Annotated in this window: 11 protein-coding genes; 7 read left to right on the forward strand and 4 right to left on the reverse strand. The window is 73.1% G+C overall.

Annotated elements, in window-relative coordinates; all coding sequences use genetic code 11:
* Positions 1–9: 9 nt before the first annotated feature.
* Together HNQ01_RS04820 and HNQ01_RS04825 are read right to left on the reverse strand one after the other, a co-directional pair.
* Positions 10–12528, reverse strand: coding sequence for a YDG domain-containing protein (locus HNQ01_RS04820; protein WP_173804233.1), 12519 nt, complete (start codon positions 12526–12528; stop codon positions 10–12).
* A 58-nt stretch (positions 12529–12586) separates the two neighbouring features.
* A complete protein-coding gene (locus tag HNQ01_RS04825; protein WP_173804234.1) occupies positions 12587–14254 on the reverse strand; it encodes a ShlB/FhaC/HecB family hemolysin secretion/activation protein in 1668 nt (555 codons plus the stop codon).
* 291 nt (positions 14255–14545) lie between these two features.
* Here HNQ01_RS04825 and hisI point away from each other — a divergent pair, with 291 nt between their 5' ends.
* The 6 genes from hisI (at position 14546) to tatC (ending at position 17393) form a co-directional block, all read left to right on the forward strand.
* Complete coding sequence (hisI, locus tag HNQ01_RS04830; RefSeq protein ID WP_173804235.1) at positions 14546–14953, forward strand: phosphoribosyl-AMP cyclohydrolase; 408 nt, start codon at positions 14546–14548, stop codon at positions 14951–14953.
* 20 nt (positions 14954–14973) lie between these two features.
* The gene (locus tag HNQ01_RS04835) at positions 14974–15324 is read left to right on the forward strand and encodes a phosphoribosyl-ATP diphosphatase (protein ID WP_173804236.1); all 351 of its coding nucleotides are present in this window, start codon (positions 14974–14976) and stop codon (positions 15322–15324) included.
* Positions 15325–15376: 52 nt separating this feature from the next.
* Entirely contained in the window at positions 15377–15724 is a 348-nt protein-coding gene (locus HNQ01_RS04840; protein ID WP_173804237.1) for a histidine triad nucleotide-binding protein, read from the forward strand.
* A gap of 66 nt (positions 15725–15790) precedes the next feature.
* Positions 15791–16018, forward strand: coding sequence for a Sec-independent protein translocase subunit TatA (tatA, locus tag HNQ01_RS04845; protein WP_173804238.1), 228 nt, complete (start codon positions 15791–15793; stop codon positions 16016–16018).
* 19 nt (positions 16019–16037) lie between these two features.
* Positions 16038–16532: a Sec-independent protein translocase protein TatB gene (gene tatB / locus HNQ01_RS04850; protein WP_173804239.1), complete on the forward strand. Its 495-nt coding sequence runs from the start codon at positions 16038–16040 to the stop codon at positions 16530–16532.
* A 57-nt stretch (positions 16533–16589) separates the two neighbouring features.
* Positions 16590–17393 carry a twin-arginine translocase subunit TatC gene (gene tatC / locus HNQ01_RS04855; RefSeq protein ID WP_173804240.1) on the forward strand — a complete coding sequence of 268 codons (804 nt, stop codon included), beginning with the start codon at positions 16590–16592 and terminating at the stop codon, positions 17391–17393.
* 12 nt (positions 17394–17405) lie between these two features.
* Here the strand turns inward: tatC and HNQ01_RS04860 are convergent, their stop codons facing one another.
* Positions 17406–18560 carry a S1C family serine protease gene (locus tag HNQ01_RS04860; protein ID WP_173804241.1) on the reverse strand — a complete coding sequence of 385 codons (1155 nt, stop codon included), beginning with the start codon at positions 18558–18560 and terminating at the stop codon, positions 17406–17408.
* 16 nt (positions 18561–18576) lie between these two features.
* Between HNQ01_RS04860 and HNQ01_RS04865 the strand changes: the two genes are divergently transcribed.
* A complete protein-coding gene (locus HNQ01_RS04865) occupies positions 18577–19371 on the forward strand; it encodes a Nif3-like dinuclear metal center hexameric protein (protein WP_173804242.1) in 795 nt (264 codons plus the stop codon).
* 23 nt (positions 19372–19394) lie between these two features.
* Here HNQ01_RS04865 and HNQ01_RS04870 read toward each other — a convergent pair whose 3' ends face one another.
* Complete coding sequence (locus HNQ01_RS04870; RefSeq protein WP_173804243.1) at positions 19395–20231, reverse strand: DODA-type extradiol aromatic ring-opening family dioxygenase; 837 nt, start codon at positions 20229–20231, stop codon at positions 19395–19397.
* Positions 20232–20241 lie beyond the last annotated feature (10 nt).

A 20241-nucleotide genomic window follows, 5' to 3' on the forward strand; every position in this document is an offset into this window, starting at 1 on the left:
CCGCACCGTTCACTGCGGCATGCGCAGCTGGACCAGCGAGGTCGCCGACTGGCCGTCCTGCGTCTTGGCCGTCACCCGGATGTCCAGGCCGTCGACCCGCTCGCCCGCCGGCGCCGCGCTGCGCAGCACGCCGCTGCGGCTGTCGAACGCCACCCAGGACGGCAGCGGCGAACCGTCCGCCTGCACCGCCGAGTAGGTCACCGACGCGCCTTCCGGCTTGTTGAACAGCGCATCGCAGGCCACGCCGCTGCCCAGATCGGCCGCGCCGAACTGGAAGGCCGGACGCAGCACGCTCAGACTGGTCGACGCGGACCGGTTCGCCGCCGCAGCCGCCGCCGCATCGCCCGCGCCGGAGCCCGCACCTGCCGCCGTGCTGGTCGCCGGCGCGGCACCGGACGAGAGGCCGCCGCCGACCACGGTCAGTGATCCCGGCACCCCGGCGCCCGCGCCCGTTCCGGCCGGCGAGACCGGCGGCGTGCGCGGCGCGGCGACGCCGGAACCGACCTGGCCTTGCAGGTTCTCCGCCTTCACCGCCGGAGACGGCTTGACCGTCAGCGTGCCGTCGACCAGCGTCAGCTCGTAGTTGGCGGCCGAGGCGGACGCGATCCGGATCGGATAGCTGCCCGGCGGCACGCCCGCCCCCTGCGGCGCGTCCAGCACCACGCCGGACACGACGCCGGCCGTGTCGGCGTGGCGCAGCTGGCGGCTGTCGACACGCCAGGTCAGCGCGGCCCCCGGCTCGCCGGCCGTCCGGGCCTGGTCGTCGGCGGTGACGGTCAGCGGCGCACGCGTCACCGTCAGCGTGCCGTCGATCACGCGGATCTCGTAGTTGTCGGCCGAGGCCTGTCCGCTGACGACGTGCGTGCCGGCGGTGGCCTGCGCTCCGGCGGCCGTCGTCGCCTGCATCCGGACCACGGACGCCCCGTCGGCATGACGCAGCTGGCCGGCCTCCACCGACCAGGTCAGCACCGGATCCTCGGCGCCATAGACCTTGGAGACCGGATTCATCGACACCGTCAGTGCCGCCTTGTCCACCGTCAGCGTCGCCGGCACGAACGCGGTGATCCGGTAGTTGGCATCGACCGTCAGGGTGCCCAGCGTGATCGCATGCGTCCCGGCCGTGGCCTCGGCGCCGCGGGCCGTGCCCAGGCTGCCCGACAGCACCGCCGCGGCCGCATCGCCCTGCGCCAGACCGGCGCCACCGACCGAGAAACCGGGCGCCACGTCCGGATCGCCGTAGACCTTGCGCTGGTCGGCCGCGACGATCGCGAGTTCGCGCGGCGCGACATCGGCGACCAGCCCGGTCGGCTGGACCAGCGCGTAGTCGCCGGCATCGGCGCCGCCGAGCGTGCTGGTGGAGATCACCGCCTTGCCCGTGCCCGCATTGCGGTCGGCCAGGTGGCCGCTGCGGGACAGCGTGACCGCGTCGCCCTCGACCACGCCGACCAGCGCGCCGCCGCTCACCGTGATCGCCGTCGTGCCGTCGTAGGTCTTGCCGGTCGAGATCGCCCCCTGCAGCGTGACCGGCCGGGGCGCGATGTCGGCCGTCACCTGGGTCTGGCCCGCGCCGGAGACGACATAGTTGCGCGCGTCCGTGCCGGCGAGCGACAGCGTGACCGTCTTGCCGCTGCCGGCATGGCGGTCGGCGAACTGGCCTGCGATGACAACGCTGTCACCGTCGACCAGCCCCCCGATGCTGCCCCCGCCGAGCGTCGCGGCGCTCGTGCCGTCGTAGGTCTTGCCGACCGCCACCGTGCCACCGAGCGTGACCGGCCTGGGGGCGATGTCCGCGCTCGTCTGCGTCTGGCCGCTGCCGGAAATGTCGTAGTTGCCCGCATCCGCGCCGTCGAGCGCCAGCGTCACCGTCTTGCCGCTGCCGGCGTTGCGGTCCGCGAAGCTGCCGGTGATGTTCACCGTGTCGCCACCGATCAGTCCGCCCAGGCTGCCGCCGCTCACCGTAGCGGCGCTCGTGCCGTCGTAGGTCTTGCCCGCCGCCACCGTGCCGCTGATCGTGATCGCCTTGCGGGTGATGTCCGCGCTCAGCCCGCTCGGCTGCACCAGCGTGTAGTTGCCGGCGTCCAGACCGCCCAGGCTGTCGCTGGCCGTCACCGCCTTGCCGCTGCCGGCGTTGCGGTCCGCGAAGCTGCCCGCCTGCGTCAGCGTCACCGCGTCCGACCCGACCACGCCGACCAGCGCGCCCCCGCTCAGCGTCGCCGTCGTCGTGCCGTCGTACACCTTGTTCGCCACGACCGTCCCGCTCACGCTCAGGCTCTTCGGCGTGATGCTCGCGCTGGTCTGCGTCTGGCCAATGCCGGAGAGGACATAGTTGCCCGCATCCGCGCCGTCGAGCGCCAGCGTCACCGTCTTGCCGCTGCCGGCGTTGCGGTCGACGAAGCTGCCGATGACGTTCACCGCGTCGCTGCCGACCCGCCCGACCAGACTGCCGCCGCTGACCGCCGCGGCGGTCGTGCCGTCGTAGACGCGGTCCGCAGCGCTCGCCCCGCCCAGCGTGACCGCCTTCGGCGTGATGTCCGCCACGAGCCCGGTCGGCTGCACCAGCGTGTAGTTGCCGGCATCAACACCGCCCAGGCTGTCGCTGGCCGTCACCGCCTTGCCGCTGCCGGCGTTGCGGTCCGCGAAGCTGCCCGCCTGCGTCAGCGTCACCACGTCCGACCCGACCACGCCGACCAGCGTGCCCCCGCTCAGCGTCGCCGCCGTCGTGCCGTCGTACACCTTGTTCGCCGCCGTCGTCCCGCTCACGCTCAGGCTCTTCGGCGTGATGTCCGCGCTCGTCTGCGTCTGGCCGCTGCCGGAAATGTCGTAGTTGCCCGCATCCGCCCCATCGAGCGCCAGCGTCACCGTCTTGCCGCTGCCGGCGTTGCGGTCGGCGAAGCTGCCGGTGATGTTCACCGTGTCGCCACCGATCAGTCCGCCCAGGCTGCCGCCGCTCACCGTCGCGGCACTCGTGCCGTCATAGGTCTTGCCCGCCGCCACCGTGCCGCTGATCGTGATCGCCTTGCGGGTGATGTCCGCGCTCAGCCCGCTCGGCTGCACCAGCGTGTAGTTGCCGGCGTCCAGCCCGCCCAGGCTGTCGCTGGCCGTCACCGCCTTGCCGCTGCCGGCGTTGCGGTCCGCGAAGCTGCCCGCCTGCGTCAGCGTCACCGCGTCCGAACCGACCACGCCGACCAGCGTGCCCCCGCTCAGCGTCGCCGTCGTCGTGCCGTCGTACACCTTGTTCGCCGCCGTCGTCCCGCTCACGCTCAGGCTCTTCGGCGTGATGTCCGCCGCCAGCCCGGTCGGCTGCACCAGCGTGTAGTTGCCGGCGTCCAGACCGCCCAGGCTGTCGCTGGCCGTCACCGCCTTGCCGCCGCCGGCGTTGCGGTCCGCGAAGCTGCCCGCCTGCGTCAGCGTCACCGCGTCCGACCCGACCACGCCGACCAGCGTGCCCCCGCTCAGCGTCGCCGCCGTCGTGCCGTCGTACACCTTGTTCGCCGCCGTCGTCCCGCTCACGCTCAGGCTCTTCGGCGTGATGTCCGCCACGAGCCCGGTCGGCTGCACCAGCGTGTAGTTGCCGGCATCAACACCGCCCAGGCTGTCGCTGGCCGTCACCGCCTTGCCGCTGCCGGCGTTGCGGTCCGCGAAGCTGCCCGCCTGCGTCAGCGTCACCGCGTCCGACCCGACCACGCCGACCAGCGTGCCCCCGCTCAGCGTCGCCGCCGTCGTGCCGTCATACACCTTGTTCGCCGCCGTCGTCCCGCTCACGCTCAGGCTCTTCGGCGTGATGTCCGCGCTCGTCTGCGTCTGGCCGCTGCCGGAAATGTCGTAGTTGCCCGCATCCGCCCCATCGAGCGCCAGCGTCACCGTCTTGCCGCTGCCGGCGTTGCGGTCCGCGAAGCTGCCGGTGATGTTCACCGTGTCGCCACCGATCAGTCCGCCCAGGCTGCCGCCGCTCACCGTCGCGGCACTCGTGCCGTCATAGGTCTTGCCCGCCGCCACCGTGCCGCTGATCGTGATCGCCTTGCGGGTGATGTCCGCGCTCAGCCCGCTCGGCTGCACCAGCGTGTAGTTGCCGGCGTCCAGACCGCCCAGGCTGTCGCTGGCCGTCACCGTCTTGCCGCTGCCGGCGTTGCGGTCCGCGAAGCTGCCCGCCTGCGTCAGCGTCACCGCGTCCGACCCGACCACGCCGACCAGCGTGCCCCCGCTCAGCGTCGCCGCCGTCGTGCCGTCGTACACCTTGTTCGCCGCCGTCGTCCCGCTCACGCTCAGGCTCTTCGGCGTGATGTCCGCGGTCACCGAACCGGCGCTGACGGTGTAGTTGGCCGCATCGGCACCGGACAGGCTGACGCCCGACAGCGTCACGCTCTTGCCGGTGCCGACATGGCGATCGGCAAAGGCGCCCGCCGCGGTCCCGCCAAAGGCGACCGCATCGCCGCTCATCACCTTGCCATCGCCACTGCTTGCACCGCCACCGGTCAGCGCACCGCTGCCGCTGACCACGGCCGAGGTGCTGCCGTCATAGACCTTGCTGGCGGCGCTCAGGCCGGAGACGGCGACCGCCTTCGGATTGACGGTGAAGCTGCTCGAGCCGGAGGTCACCGAGATCTGATAGCCCAGCGACGAGGCCAGCGTGCCCTGGCCGGTCAGCGTGACGGTGTAGGTCCCGACCGGAATGAAGCCCGCCCCCGACGCGGTGTAGCTGCTGGTGGTGCTGGCCAGGCTGCCGCTCGTGGCGCTGGCCTGGGTGTCGCCGTCGATGAAGCCGGTCAGGTTCACGCCGGGTGCGGCCCCCGGATCGCCGTAGGTGATCGTCGAGCCGGCGCCCACCGAGGCGGTCAGCGTCGGGGCGACGCTGTACAGGAACCAGTTGCCCGAGCCGGCATAGGCCGGGGTCGAGCCAGCGACGTAGCTCTGGTTGTAGTGCTTGGCGTAGGTGCTCATGCCCTCCGTCGTGCCGGAGGGGCTGCTCGAGTAGACGAGGTAGCGCCCGCTGCCCGGCTGCAGGCCGGTGTCGGTGGCGTTGTTGTTGACGACATTGCGCCCGGCCGCGATGACCAGCAGGCCCGACGTGGTGGCGACCGGCTGATCGAGCACCACGTCGCTGCCGGCCCCGGCGGCCTGCAGCGTGCCGCCGCTGACGAAGGCCAACCCGCTCGTCGCGCCCACCGTGCCGACGGTGAGCGTGCTGGCCGCGTTCTTCACCGAGGCGGTGCCGATCTGGCCGGCCAGCGTGCCGATGGCGTTGCCGCTGCCGGTCAGCGTCGCGCTGCCGCTGCCCTGCAGCAGCAGACGGCCGACCGCCAGGGTGCCGCCGGCGCCCTGGGTCACCGCACCGCCGGTGCCGGTGTCGAGCACCAGGTGACCGGTGCCGGCCGTGACCATGACCGCGCCCAGCGCCAGCGTGCCGCCGTCCGCCTTCAGCGCCAGATGCCGGTCGGTGGCGGCACCGGACACGATCGCGCCACCGGCGCTCAGGCCGCCGCTGCCGCCCTGAAGCATCAGATCGGCATCCAGCGTGGCGCCGCCACGCTTCATCGCGGCCTGGCTGAAGTCCAGCGCCGCCAGCACGGTCGCGCCGCTCTGGTCGGCACGGCCGAAGCGCAGGTCGGAGAAGCCGCTCGACTGGCTGACGATCGCGCCCATTTCCGCAGCCGTCATCGCGAAGTCGCCCCCGGTGGCGCCGAAGCGCGCCTGGCCGGTCGCGTCGGCCGCCGCCGCCTGCAGCGTCGCGCCGCTGGCGCCGACGAGCTGCGTGTCGCCGGCCAGCACGATGCCGCCGCCGCTCGCGCTCTCGCCACCGGCCTCGAGCCGCAGCGACTGCGTCGTGCCGCTGCCGATGACCGCGCCGGACTGGAAGCGCAGGCCACGCCCGGCGCCCGAGGCCGACAGACCGGCGTTGATCAGGCTCACCGACTGGCCGTCGACCGAGGCCAGCAGCACGTCGCCGGCGGCGTTGGCGGTCTTGTCGGTCGATTTCGCCAGCGTGACCGAGACCTGGCCGGTGCCGGCGTCCAGCACCGTGCCGGCGCGCTGAACGATCTCGGAGGTGCAGCTGCTGCAGGCGGTGTCGACCACGCCGGCGACCACCGACTGGTTGGCGATCAGCGTCAGGTTGCCGTTGTCGGTGGTGATGTCGGCATCGATGCGGATGCTGCGCCCGGCCTCCAGCGTCAGGTCGCCGCCCTGCCCGCCCGCCGAGGTGCGGATCGCCCGCGCCACCGTGATGTCGTTGCTGGCCTGCAGCGTCACGTCGGTGCCGGCGTCGAGCAGACCGGTCAGCGTCGCCGGCGTGATGACGATGTCGGTCGAGGCATTGGCGCTGAAGCCCAGCAGCCCGCTCGTGCCGCTGCCGCCGGCGGCGACATAGCCGGCGGTGCTGCTCGCCAGCAGGCTGCCGCTCCAGTTGCTGGCACCGGCCGCATGGACCGGATCGACGATGCGCCCGCCCGAGGCGCTCTCGTCGACCAGCGTCATCGCGTACAGCCGGGTGCTGTTGCTGCCCGAGTTCGCGTTCGGGGCGGCCCAGACCAGGGGCCGGCCGCCGACGCGTTCCGCACTGGTCACCGCACCGGGCAGCACCAGCGCGCGCAGGTCGCTGCTCATGCTGTTGACCCCGAGGGTCGAGGTGTCCTGCCCGCCGGAGGTCGGCGCCAGGCCCAGCAGGCTGTTGCGCCAGCCGATCCGGCCGGCCGCGCCCTGCGCGCCCGACAGCAGCGTCACCGCGCCATAGCCGGCCTCGCCGCAATAGGCCAGGTTCGAATAGAAGAGCAGGTCGCCGGTGGGCGTCGTCGCACTCCCCCAGGGATCCTGCAGCGCGACGTACTGCGCACCGACCTGGTCGCCCGCGACCGAGCCGACCAGGCTGTTGCCCAGGCCCACCGCCGCACCCGACGAACTCTCGCCGTAGGCCCGGCCGGTCGTGCCGTCCACCCAGGTGATGGCGCCGGCCTGCGCCCCGCCCGAGGCCCGGTCGTCGGCGTTGGTCCAGCGCCAGGAGCGGACCACGTAGTTCGTCTGCCCGCCGCTGGTGACCGTCACGACGCCGGGACGCACCGTGCTGACCCAGGTGACGGGATCGAGCATCGAGTCGGCCATGCCGACATGGTCGCCGCTCGTCGAGCCGACCAGGCTGTTGGCGATCGAGACCTCTCCGGCCACGCCACCGGCCGCACCGAAGGTCACGGCCCCGGCGCCGGTGGCCGCACCGTCCGACCACCACGGGCTGCTCACCACGTAGCGGCCGCCGGCCAGCGCGGTGATGCCCGCACCGCCGTAGAAGGAATGGGCACCGCTGCTGTCGTCGACATAGGCCGAGTAGGTCACCGCATCGCCGGCGACGCGACCGACCAGCGAGTTCGCGGCGCTGACCGCGCCACCGGACGCGCCGTCGATCAGCCGGCCGGTGCCGCCGTCGATCCAGGTGGCCGCACCCTTCGAGGGCGGCGCATCGGCCATCGTCCAGGCGCCGGTCGAGCCCCAGAACGGCGAGGCCACGACCGCGTTGCCGTCGGCCAGCGCGGTCACGCCGCCGAAGCCCACCCGGTCGCCGTCCTTCGAGGTGGCGCGGTCGGGCCAGTCGCTGTTCCAGCCCTTGCCGGCGATGTGGCGATAGACATAGTCCGACGCGGTCGTCATGCCGGCGATCTGCGTGTACGTGGTGCTGACCGTCATGTCCGACGACGGCGTCGTGCCGACCAGGCTGTTGGCGTCGGAGATCGTGCCGGTCACCCCGGCCGTGCCGCTGCCCCAGGTCACCGCGCCGCGCTCGCTGTGCCACTGCGGGTTGGCGAGCACGAAGTTGCCGTTGCCCAGCTCGGTGACGCCGTCGACCGGCAGGCGCAGACCGATGTAGTCCGCGGTGTGGCTGCCGACCAGGCTGTTGCTGGCGGACAGCGTGCCGCCGCGGCTGCCGTCGGCCAGCAGGCCGGTGCTGCCGTTGATCCAGGTCACCGCGCCGGCCTGCGTGGCAGCGCCGTTGTTCCAGTTCGGGCTGGCCACCAGCAGATTGCCGCCCGACAGCGCCTGGTAGATCGGCGTGACGTTGAGCTGGAAGTCGGTGTAGAGGCCGCCGTAGCCGTCGTCCTGCAGGTTCAGCGACCGCGGCGCCGTCACGCCGTAGTTGCGGCCGAGCAGGACCTGCGCATTGTTCCTGACCTCGTAGGCCGAGGCCGAGGCGTAGGGGCCGACAGGGCGGCTCGTCGTCGTGGTCGCGGTCTGCCCGCCGATCGTCGCGGTGGAGACGACCGGCGTCGTCCACTGGCTGCTGGCCAGCGTGCCCAGGCGGTCGCCGACGGCCGTCAGCGTCGTGTGGCTGGCATTGCCGAAGCTGTCGGCGGTGCTGCCGACCAGGCTGTTGGCGGACGAGACCGTGCCGGCGGTGTTGCCGCTGCCCAGCCAGGTCACCGCGCCCTTGCCCGAGCCCCAGAACGGGCTGACGACCAGATAGGCGCCCCCGGCGAGCGCGCCGCCCAGCAGGCCGACATGGTCGCCGGTGGTGGTCAGCGAGGACGTCGTGTCGGTCCAGCTGGAGCCTGCGCGGCTGGCGCTGGAGGTCGTCGTGGCGATCACGTCCGACACCGCGCCGACCAGGCTGTTGGCCGCGCCGATGGTTCCCGCCACCCCGGTGCTGCCCGAGCCCAGGGTCGCGGCGCCCTTGCCGCTGTCCCAGCCGGGACTGCGCACGACATAGTCGCCGTTCGACAGCACCTCCACGGCCGAGGTCAGCACGGCGTCCCAGGCGGTGGGCTGCAGGTAGTAGCCGTCGCCGCTCCAGCTGCCGCTGCGGCTGTCGGCGTAGTGGACGCTGCCGACATAGTCGCCGGCGTGGTCGCCGACCAGGCTGTTCGTCGCGGAGACCGCGGCCCCGGTGCCGGCGGCGCCGGTGATCTGTCCGTCGCTGCCGCGCACCCAGGTCACCGCGCCGTAGGCCACCGTGCTGGCGGAGGCGCCGCCGCGGTTGCCCCACTGCGGACTCAGGACGATGTAGCTGGCGCGCAGACCGTCGCTGCCCAGGCTGCCGACCGGCAGCACGCCGCCCGAGCCGACCTGGTCGTAGGCGCCCGAGCCCACCAGGCTGTTGCCGCTGCCGACGCTGCCGGTGCGCCCGCTGCTGCCGCTGCCCCAGGTGACCGCACCGGCATTGACCGCGGCCCCGTTGTCCCAGTCGGGCGAGGCGACGACATAGTTGCCGCCGCTCAGCTCGACGACGCTGGCGCCGACCTTGTCCTGCGCGCTGGAGCCCACCAGGCTGTTGCCGGACGCGACCACGCCGGCCAGACCGGCGGCGCCGGTGCCGAAGCTGACCGCGCCGCGACCGCTGTTCCAGGCGGTGTCGACGACCAGGTAGTTGCCATTGGTCAGCAGCTTCAGCCCGTTGCTGCCCGCCTGCAGCCGGGACGCATAGGTCCAGGTGCTGACGTAGGACGTGGAGTTGTAATCGTTGGCCGTGGTGACATAGGTGTTGAGCGAGCTCGACAGGCTGCCCAGCGTGTCGCCGGCCGAGCCGATCAGGCTGTTGGCGGCGCCGACGGCCGCGCCGGACGATGCGGCGCCGAAGGCATGGCCATTGCTGCCGTCGACCCAGGTGACCGCGCCGTCGGGGTTGTTGTCGAGGAAGCGGCCGGCCGCCGCATTGCCGTTGCCGCTCCAGTACTGGCTGCCGACCAGGTAGTTGGCACCACCGCTGCCGACCTTGCTGACGCCGCCGCTGCCGACGAAGTCGTAGGCGCTGCTGCCGACCAGGCTGTTGCCCGTGCCGACCGCGCCGACCGCGCCGCCGCTGCCGCCCCAGGTGACCGCGCCGGCGTAGGTGGCCGCGCCGTTGCTCCACAGCGGCGAGTTCACCACATAGGCCCCGCCGGGCAGCGCCGTCACCCACAGGCCGATCATGTCGCCGGCCGCGCCCGGCGGCGTGCTGCGCCGGTTGACGCCGTTGTCGGTCAGGCTCACCGGCGCCGAGGCGTCGAACCGGTCCTGGTCGACGCCGTAGTAGTCCGGGTTGTACGGCATGCGCTGGCCCAGCACATAGACCTTCTTCGTCGCGTCGCTCGCCGAGGTCGACACCGGCGCGAGCGTGCGGTTGGGCGTGGTGCCGACCAGTGCCGTGCCGGCCGAGATCGCACCGCCGCCGCTGCCATCGGCCAGCACGCCGGTGCTGGCGTTCATCCAGGCCACCGCGCCGCGGCCGTTGTACCAGGTGGGCACGGCGATGGCGAGGTTGCCGTCCGCCAGCTCGGTGATGCGCGTGCCCGGGCGCAGGACGGAGGTCAGATTGCCGTCGAGCGTGTCGGCTGCGCCCAGGCGGTCGTTCGCGGTGACGGTGACGGCAGCCTGGTTCGTGACGGTCTGGCCGCTGTAGCCGTGCGGCACCATGCTGTCGGTGTTGGCGGTGCTGCCCACCAGGCTGTTCGTCGCGCTCACCAGCGCCGAGCCGCTGCCGGTCCGGCTCTGCCAGGTGATCGCGCCAGCCGAGGCGCTGGCCCCGCTCTGGAGCGCATAGATGCCGCTCGGCGCGGGCGCCGAGCGATTGCCGGTCGAATCGGTGACCTCGAAGCCGGTGACGGTGCGCCCGGCGACGGTGCCGTAGTCCGGGCTCAGCACCAGGTAGTGGCCGCTGCCCAGCAGCCGGATGCCGCCCGAGCCGACCTTGTCGCCGGCGCTGGTGCCGCGCAGGTTCGACAGCAGCGCGCCGGAGCTGCTGCTGAACAGATAGGCCGCGCCGGTCTGGGCCAGCGCGCCGGTGGCCGCCTGCGGCGCCGTCACCACCACATTGCCGTTGGACAGCACGCTGACCGTGCTGCCGAAGCCGTTGCCGGCATCCGGCGTCGGATCGCTCATCTCCAGGCTCGCCAGCGCCGTGCCGGCGTTGTCGACGAGGATGTTGCGCGGGTCGAGAAGCAGCCGCCCCGCCTCGCCCGAGCGGCTCGACAGATCGGCCGATCCCTGGAAGACCAGGGCCTCGTGCCCGGACACCTCGGCGGTGCCGCCGGCGCCGGAACGCGAGCCGCCGCGCGCGCTGATCGAGCCGGCGAACACGGTGCGGCCGTCCGACCAGGCCACCACCTCGCCGCCCTGCCCGGCCGCTCCGGTCGCATCGGCACGCAGCACCGTCGAGGCGTTCACGCCCAGCGCGCCGGCGTTGCCCAGATCGGCATCGGCGCCGTGGAAGCCCCCGCCGGCGCGCACGCGTCCGCCCTGGGCCGTGCCGCTGGCGTCGACGGTGGCGGCACGCAGCTGCACGCTGGCGGCCGTCAGGTCGATGGCACCGCCGCGGGCGCCCTCGCCGGTGCCGCGCGCGCTCAGCGTCGCCGAGGAATAGAGGATCGAGCCGGCCGCGCCGCCGGTGGGGCCGGCGATCCGCACCGTGCCGCCCGCGGTCGCGCCCTCGGCGAGCACCTGCGCTCCGGCCGTCTGCACCACCGTGTCGGCCCCGACCTGCACGGTGCCGCCGGCGGCCTGCGACGAGGAGACGTCGATCGAGCCGGACTGGCCGACATAGGCCGCCTCGATGCGCACCGTGCCGCCGTCGCGGGCCGCGATGCTTCCGCCCAGGTCGACCTGGCCGCCCTGCACCGTCACCTGGCCGCCGGCCGCGCCGATGCGGCCGGTGTTGACGACCAGACGCACCACGCCGTCGCGCTCGACCAGCTCGCTGGCACCGCCCGCGCCGGCCACCGCCTGCTGCTGCAGCTGCCGCGCGGCCCCGGCCGCCAGGATCACCTGGCCGCCCTCGGCCTCGATGGCCTGGCCGTTCTCGACCAGCGTGCGCAGCGTCGCCGGATCGACGCGCACGCCCAGCAGGCGATCGCCCTGCAGGTCCAGCGTGACCGCGTCGCCGCCGGCCAGCGCCACCGTGCCGAGCCGCGCACGCACCAGGCCCTGGTTGCGCACCTCGGGCGCCAGCAGCGCGACATAGCCGCCGTCGGCCGCCCTCAGCTCGCCCTCGTTGATCACGCCGGCGCTGCCCGCGCCGCGGGTGAAGCGCAGCCGCCCGGCCATGAAGTCGGCGTCGGAGAGATTCAGCGTCGAGGCCACCAGCCCGCCCACGTCGACCTGCGAGCCCTTGCCGAAGACGATGCCGTTCGGGTTGACCATCAGCACCTGCCCGTTGGCGCTCAGGCGGCCGAAGATCTGCGAGGGATCGGCGCCGGTCACCCGGTTCAGCATCACCGCCGACGACGAGGGCTGGTTGAAGCGCACCTCGGCCTGGCTGCCGATGTCGAAGCGCTGCCAGTCGATCGCCGCGCGCGACGAGCCCTGGTCGACCTGCAGCCGGCTGCCCGACTGGGTCCACTGCGCCTGACCCTGCACCGTCACCCCGCCCTGCGGCAGCGCCCCCGCGGCGGGCGGCGCAGCCTGCGCCGGCAGCGCCGCCGCCCCCGTCAGCGTCGCCGCCAGCAGGAGGCGCGCCATGCCCGAGCGCCCCTTGCCGCGACCGCTGCAGTGCTCCGCCACCGCCACATGGGTGCCGGTCGCCTCGTTCCAGACCAGCCGGTACACGCGATTGATCGCACCAGGTCCGCGGTTCTTCATGTTCTCTACCTCTGCACTGCAAGCGGGGAAATGGGGGGAAACGGGGGAAGCGGAAGAATCAGAAGGCCCGGGCGGCCGTGACCAGCAGTCGCGTGTGGCGGCGCGTGCCGTCGGCGTCCTGGCCGGTGGCCGGGCTGCGGGCCGGATTGGCGGTGTCGCGCCAGGCCACGCTGGCGCGGACCTGGATGTCTCCCGGCGCATCCCAGGACAGCGACAGGCCGGTGCCGCGCAGGATCAGCCGGTTCGGCGTGCTGCTCGAGGCGTTCTCGTTCGCGTCGCGCCAGCCGCGGGCCTCGTCATGGAATACGCCCGCGAACCAGCCCGGGCGCAGCTGCAGGCGCCAGTCCACGCACAGCAGCACGCCCCGGTCCACGCTGGGCTCGGACACGCCATAGGCCCGCACGCCCTGCGGTCCGGTGAGCTGGAGCTTCTCGGAGGAGTCGAGGTTGCGGCGGGCCGCCTGCGCCGTCGCGGTGACCGTGAGCGTCTGCGTGGCGCTCAGGCGCTGCAGCCGCGACAGCGTCGCCACGAGCTTCGCGAAATGCCCGTCGCGGCCGGGGCCGCCGGCGATCTGGTCGGCGGCCAGGTCGGCCGCATTGCCCGACAGGTCCAGGCGGCCGCCATCGATCTGCAGCGAGCCCATGAACACGCCACCGCCGCCCCAGGCGTCCTGGCGGTCGCCCTGCAGCGCCAGCGACACCTTGTCGACCGACTTGTCGCTCAGCGGGGTGCCGGCGACCGCATTGCGGAAGCGCTTCGTCTCGGCCGTCGCCGACAGCGTCAGGTTGCGGGCCGCGCGCCGCAGCACCGGCCAGGACACGGTGGCCGAGGTCGTGGCGACATCGCCGTCATAGCCGACCGCGCCGAGGGTGTAGGCGTAGTCCAGCGCCGAGGCCGCGACGCCGACGCGCAGGCCGTCCGCACCGAGCGGCATCGACGCGCCCAGCCGGGCATAGCGCGAGTGCTCGCTGAGGTTGCCCGAGAACTGCCACTGGTCGCCCCGGGCCAGCGGTGCGTTGAGCGACAGGTTCAGCGTCGCCCGGGCCTCGCCGGTGGCCCGCGCGCCGGCGTTGTCGAGCTGCATGCTGCCCGACAGCAGCGGCGCGCCGGTCACCGCCAGGATGATGCGCGACTCGCCCTCGCGCTCGCCGGGCTCCAGCACCGAGGCCGCGTGCATGCCGGGCATCTCGTCGAGCAGCGCGACGGCGCGCTGCAGATCGTCCGGCCGCACCGGCTCGCCCGGCTGCTGGCGCGCGAACATCATCGCGCGCAGGGTCTCGTCGGGCAGCGCGCGCTCGGCCTGCGTGCGCTCGATGCGCAGATCCGCCAGCCGCCCCTCCACGACGCGCAGGCGCACCACGCCGTCGCGGATCTCCTGCTCGGGCAGCCAGGCGCGGGCCAGGTAGCCGCGCTCGCGGTAGAGCTCGGCCAGCGCATCGGCGGCGCGGCGCAGCGAGGCCATGCCGGCGCGGGTGCCGATCCAGGGCTGCAGCAGCGCCTGCAGCTCGGCCTCGTCGACCAGCCGGGCGCCCTCGATGCGGAACGAGCGCACCAGCACGGCCGCCCCGGCGCCGTCGTCGACCGGGGCCGGCCGGGCCGGCTCGGGCAGCGTCGGCGCCGCCGGACGCGGCGCCGTCTTCTCGGCTTCCCGCAGCAGTTCCCCGCCGGTCGGCGCCGTCTGCGCATGCGCCCCGGACAGCAGGCCGGCCAGCAGCAGGGCAGGCACGACGGAAAGGGGGGCGGAAGGAACTCGCGACAGCGTCATCTGGGCCTCGGGCAATGGCAGTTCATCTCGTGCGGCAGGCCTGCTCGGCCATGCCCAGTCCGCTGCCCCGGATCCGTCGCTCGGACGGACTGCCGGATAGGAACTGCACACCCCGCCAGGCCTGCACACGGTAGGTGCCCGCGGCCATGGCCGATCGGCCCAATACCGCACCATCGCGCACCTTTTGTAACAATCGACCGCACCGCGGCGGCCGCCATCGGCGCCGGATCGACGTTGCTACACTCCACGGCCATGGACTGGCTGGAAAGAATCACCTGGACTGCCGACGGCCTCGTGCCGGTGATCGCGCAGGAGAAGGACAGCGGCGACGTGCTGATGTTCGCGTGGATGAACCGCGAGGCGCTGGCGCGCACCGCCGAGCTCGGCGAGGCGGTCTACTGGAGCCGCTCGCGCCAGCGCCTCTGGCACAAGGGCGAGGAATCGGGCCATGTGCAGAAGGTGCATTCGATCCGCATCGACTGCGACCAGGACGTGGTGCTGCTGCGCATCACGCAGCTCGGCCACGAGCCAGGCATCGCCTGCCACACCGGCCGCCATTCCTGCTTCTTCGAGGAGCTGCGCACCGGCGCCGACGGCCAGCCCACCTGGCAGGCCGTCGACCCGGTCCTGAAGGATCCCGCCACCATCTACCGCTCATGAGCGCCAGCGCCCCCGCCCCGATGACCGACGCCTCTCCCGCCGCCGCCCTCTCCTCGACCGACAGCCTGGCCCGACTGGCCGAGGTGATCGCCTCGCGCCGCGGCGGCGACCCCGACAGGAGCTATGTCGCGCGCCTGTTCCACAAGGGCACCGACACCATCCTGAAGAAGGTCGGCGAGGAGGCCACCGAGGTGGTCATCGCCGCCAAGGACGGCGACCCGGCCAAGATCGTCTACGAGGTCGCCGACCTGTGGTTCCACAGCATCGTCGCGCTGGCGCAGTTCGGCCTGACGCCCGCGCAGGTGATCGCCGAGCTCGAGCGCCGCGAGGGCCTGTCGGGCCTGGCCGAGTTCGCCAGCCGGCCGCGCTGAGCCGCACCGCCCCCTTTCACGCATCGACGCACGCCTAGCCGGAGCTGCCGCCATGAGCCACGACCCGAACTGCATCTTCTGCCGCATCGCCGCCGGCGAGATCCCCGCCCAGAAGGTCCACGAGGACGACGAGCTGATCGCCTTCAAGGACATCCGCCCGGCCGCGCCGGTGCACCTGCTGATCATCCCGCGCGAGCACATCGCCACGCTGGCCGACGCCGAGCCGCGCCACCAGGCGCTGCTGGGGCGCATGGCGCTGCTGGCGCCGAAGCTGGCGCGCGAGCACGGCGCCGACAACGGCTTCCGCACCGTGGTCAACACCGGCCCGGACGGCGGCCAGGAGGTCTACCACCTCCACATGCACGTGATGGGCGGCCCGCGCCCCTGGAAACAGGGCTGAGCGCCCCCACCTAGAATCCGGCCGCATCCGCCGCGCCACCCACCGAACCCGACACGGAGCACCCCCATGGGACTGTCCACCACGCACCTGATCATCTTCCTCGTCATCATCGTGCTGATCTTCGGCACGAAGAAGCTCAAGAACATCGGCTCCGACCTCGGCTCGGCGGTCAAGGGCTTCAAGGATGGCATGAAGGACGGCGACAAGCCGGCCGAAGGCAGCCCGGCCCAGGTCGCCGAGAAGCGCGTCGACAACAGCCAGGCGATCGACGTCGAGGCCAAGACCAAGCAGTGATCCCGCAGGGACGCGCCGCATGCTCGACATAGGCATTTCGAAGCTGATGCTGGTGGCCGGCATCGCGCTGATCGTGATCGGCCCGGAGCGGCTGCCGCGCGTGGCGCGCATGGCGGGCACGCTGCTCGGCCGCGCGCAGCGCTACGTCGCCGACGTCAAGGCCGAGGTCAACCGCTCGATCGAGCTCGAGGAGCTGAACAAGGTCCGCCGCGAGTTCGAGACGGCCGCCCGCGACGTCGGCCAGTCCGTCAGCCGCGGCCTCGACGAGGCCACCGGCCAGGTCAATGCCGCGCTGGGCTCCGGCAGCGACGGCCACGACGAGCCCGCTCCGACCTACGAGCCCTACAGCTGGGACAGCAGCCCGGCGGTGCCCGGCCCGGTGCCGGTGCGCAAGAACTGGCGCATCAAGCGCTCGGCCACCCCGCAGTGGTACAAGCAGCGCGAAGGCGTGCGCCGCCATGTGCAGTCCGGTGCCGCGCGTGTCGCCCGCTTCCGTCCGCCGCGCCGCGGCTGACCCCGACTCCCGGCCCCGTCGCCGGGATCCTTCCTCCATCGCCTCTCCGCCCCCATCGTGAGTTCGAGCCCTGATCACCAACCCGACGAGCTCGCCGGGACCGAGGCGCCCTTCGTCAGCCACCTGATCGAGCTGCGCGACCGCCTGCTGCACGCCATCTACGGCGTCGCGGCGATCTTCGCGCTGCTGTGCTTCTATCCCGGCCCGTCGCATGTCTACGACCTGCTGGCGATGCCGCTGGTGAAGTCGCTGCCCGAAGGCTCGAAGATGATCGCCGTCGGCGTCGTCTCGCCCTTCCTGATCCCGATCAAGGTGACGCTGCTGGTGGCGCTCGGCGTGGCGCTGCCCTGGGTGCTGCACCAGGTCTGGGCCTTCGTCGCGCCCGGCCTGTACCGCCACGAGCGCCGGCTGGTGCTGCCGCTGGTGGCCAGCAGCACGATCCTGTTCTACCTCGGCGTGGCCTTCTGCTACTTCTTCGTGTTCGGCCAGGCCTTCCCGGCGATCCAGAAGATGGCGCCGGCCTCGGTGGCCGTCAGCCCGGACATCGAGGCCTACCTCGACTTCGTGCTGACGATGTTCATCGCCTTCGGCGTGGCCTTCGAGGTGCCGGTGGCGGTGGTCGTGCTGACCCGCCTGGGCATCGTCGAGGTGGCACAGCTGCGCGAGTTCCGCCGCTACTTCTGGGTCGCCGCCGCGGCGGTGGCGGGCATGGTCACGCCGCCGGACGCGGTGTCGATGATCGCGCTGCTGATCCCGATGGGCATGCTCTACGAGGTCGGCATCTGGGCCTCGGGCTTCTTCATGACGTACTCGGCCGCCCCGGACGAGGACGGCGGCTCCTCCGGCAGGACCGACGCCTGAGCGCCCCGCGCCTCACTGCCGGCGCTGCACCTTGGCCTTCGGTCGCTGCGCGACCTTGACGGTCAGGTCCAGCGTCTGCTCGCCGCGCTGCACCCGCACCACCGCCTGGGTCTGCGGCCGCAGCGAGGCCACCGCGTTGAGCAGCTGCGCGGTGTTGGCCACCTCGGTCTGGCCGACGCGCAGCACCACGTCGCCGGGCTGCATGCCCGCGGCGCTGGCCGGGCCGTCCTGCAGCACGCCGGTGATCAGCACGCCGTGATCGACGCGGAGCTGGAAGGACTCGGCCATGTCCGGCGTCAGGTCGCTGGGCTGCACGCCGATCCAGCCGCGCGTGACGACGCCCTCGGAGATCAGGCCCTCCATCACCTGGCGCGCGGTCGTGACCGGAATGGCGAAGCCGATGCCCATGCTCCCGCCCGAGCGCGAGTAGATCGCGGTGTTGATGCCCAGCAGCTGGCCGCTGATGTCGACCAGCGCGCCGCCGGAGTTGCCGGGGTTGATCGCCGCGTCGGTCTGGATGAAGTTCTCGAAGGTGTTGAGCCCGAGCCCGGTGCGGCCGACCGCGCTGACGATGCCCGAGGTCACCGTCTGGCCGACGTTGAACGGGTTGCCGATCGCCAGCACGATGTCGCCGACCTGCAGCGCGTCGGCGTCGCCGAAGGTGATCGCCGGCAGGCCGGCCAGCGGCACCTTCAGCACCGCCAGGTCGCTGTCCGGATCGGTGCCGACGACCTTGGCCGCGACGCGGCGGCCGTCGGCCAGGCCGATCTCGATCTGGCCGGCGCTCTCGACCACATGGTTGTTCGTCAGCAGGTAGCCGTCGGCCGAGACGATGACGGCCGAGCCGCTGCCCGCGCCCCCGCCGCCCTCCTGGTCGCCGAAGTAGCGGCGCAGGTCGTTGCCCGCACGCGCGCCCTCGCCGTCGGACGCCGCCGACACCATCACGCTGACCACCGACGGCGAGGCCCGGCGCGCCGCCGGCGCGTAGCTGCCCGGCGTGCCCGAGGCGGAGGCCAGCGGCAGCGGCGCCGCCTGCGTGATGCTGAACTGCACCGGAGCACTGCCCGGACGCCCGCCCAGCCACTGCGGCTTGAGCGTGGCCAGCACGAAGACGGCGGCCAGCGCCACCGTGACGGCCTGCGAGAATATGAGCCAGAGCCTGCGCATGAACGGACAACCGGAGATGGAAAGAGTGACTGAGGACCTGAGGACCGACGACGGCGGGGGCGCGGACCGCGACACGCTCGCAGGCTGGATGGACCGGCTGCTCGAGAGCGGACGTTTTTCGGATTATGGTCCCAACGGCCTGCAGGTCGAGGGACGCGCGCGCGTGCGCCGCATCGTCAGCGGCGTGACCGCCAGCCTGGCGCTGATCGAGGCCGCCGCGGCCGACGGCGCCGACGCGATCGTCGTGCACCACGGCCTGTTCTGGCGCGGCCAGGACGGCCGGGTCACCGGCTGGATGAAGCGCCGGCTGGCGGCGCTGCTGGCGCACGACATCAGCCTCTACGCCTACCACCTGCCGCTGGACGCGCACCCGGAGGTCGGCAACAACGCCCGGCTCGGCGCCGAGCTGGGCCTGGCGGTCGAGGGCAGCTTCGGCGACAGGGCGCTCGGGCTGATCGGCGTGCCGGCCGACGGACCCTGCACGCTCGAGGCCCTGACGGCACGCGTGCAGGCCACGCTGGGCCGCGTGCCCGTCGTCGCGCCCGGCGACGGCCGGCCGGTGCGGCGGGTGGCCTGGTGCACCGGCGGCGCCCAGGGCTACTTCGAGGCGGCGATCGCCGCCGGCGCCGACGTCTACCTGACCGGCGAGATCTCCGAGCCGCAGGCGCACATCGCGCGCGAGACGGGCTGCGCCTTTCTCGCCTGCGGCCACCACGCCACCGAGCGCTACGGCGCGCAGGCGCTGGGCGCGCGGCTCGCGGCCGAGTTCGGCCTGCAGCACCGCTTCATCGATCTGGACAACCCGGCCTGATCTGGATCGGGCCGGATCGCCGCTCAGGCGGCCTGCAGCGCCTGGTTGAGCCGCTCGGCCTGCGGGCCGAAGGCGTAGCCGTCCATCGCCAGCACGCCGGCGTCGACGCTGTCGTGGATGCGCACGCCGGCGGTGTCGCCCCCGGCGCCGGCCGCGACATAGAACGGCAGCCAGTGCTCGTCGGTCGGGTGCTGCTGCGCGGCCGAGGGCGCCTGGCGGCGGTAGTCGAACAGCGCCGGCCAGTCGCGCGCGGCCGCGCGGTCGCGCACCCAGCCCTGGAAGGCGGCGACATCGGGCGCGGTGCCCTCGGTCTGGCCGCGCAGGCCGAAGAAGCGGTGCAGGTTGTGCGTCATCGCGCCGCTGCCGATCACCAGCACGCCCTCGGCGGCCAGCGGCGCCAGCGCCGCGCCGACTGCCCACTGCTGCGCCGGCGAGGCCGTCGGCACCAGCGTCAGCGGCACCACCGGCACCTCGGCGCCCGGCCAGGCGCGCTTCATCACCGTCCAGATGCCGTGGTCGAGCCCGTCGGCCTCGACCGCCGGCGCGGCGATGCTGGCCTCGGTCAGCAGGCGCGAGGCCTGGCGCGCCAGCGCCGGATCGCCGGCGACGTCGTAGCGCTGCTCGTACAGCGCCGCGGGAAAGCCGCCGAAGTCGTGGATCGCCTCGTGGCGCGCGCCGGCCAGCACGAAGGGCTGGCGGGTCGACGAGTGCGGCGAGACCACCAGCGCCGCGCGCGGCCGGCCGAAGGTGCGCTCGATGACCGGGCCGAGCCGGTCGAGAAAGCGCGCCGCCGGCGAGTCTTCGATCGCGATCATCGGCGAGCCGTGGGACAGGTAGAGGGTGGGCAGCGGGGTGTTCATGGTGGATCCA

It is taken from the genome of Sphaerotilus uruguayifluvii, assembly GCF_013294065.1.
Lineage (GTDB): Bacteria > Pseudomonadota > Gammaproteobacteria > Burkholderiales > Burkholderiaceae_C > Sphaerotilus > Sphaerotilus uruguayifluvii.